Raw genomic sequence first — 626 nt, 5'->3', positions numbered from 1 at the left:
GCTCATTTTACCATCCATCCCAACAGCGTCAATGACTACATCCGCTCCGCCTTTCGTGATTTCCTTTAAATAATTCCCTGTATTCTCATGGTCTTCAAAATTAACGATTTCTACTTTGTTTGTACGTTTCGCATGCTGTAAGCGATAGTTTACATAGTCAACTGCTATGACGCGTTTTGCGCCTTTTAGCCAACAAAACTTTTGAGCAAACAGGCCGACTGGTCCGCAGCCGAGAACGATAACTGTATCGCCTTTTTTTACGCCGGCATTGTCCACACTCCAAAAGCCGGTGGTCATGGCATCGGCAATCACGCTTAATTTCTCATCGGGTTCCTCACAAGATTCAGGGATTTTAAAATGGGTAAAATTCGCAAACGGCACTCTTAAATATTCAGCTTGCCCGCCTGGATAACCGCCAGTTTGCCCTGAATAGCCGAAATAAGCACCCATTTCCCCATTGTCATTAGACTGATCACATTGGCTTTCCAGCTGGTTTTTACAAAAAAAGCATTCCCCGCATGCTATATTAAAGGGAATAATTACCCGATCTCCCTTTTTTAGTTTAGTCACCCCAGAACCAACTTCTTCGACGATTCCCATCGGTTCATGGCCGATGACATAGTCTT

The 626-nt window shown here is 44.1% G+C and carries 1 protein-coding gene; it reads right to left on the bottom strand.

All coding sequences use genetic code 11. The features are described 5' to 3' along the window. On the bottom strand, nt 1-626 hold a 626-nt coding region (locus tag ACWHAR_RS28790), incomplete at both ends, for an alcohol dehydrogenase catalytic domain-containing protein (protein WP_452088662.1).

Source organism: Bacillus sp. LR--39 (assembly GCF_053613335.1).
Note: the sequence above shows the minus strand (reverse complement) of the source record. Positions and strands in the feature narration are given on the sequence as shown.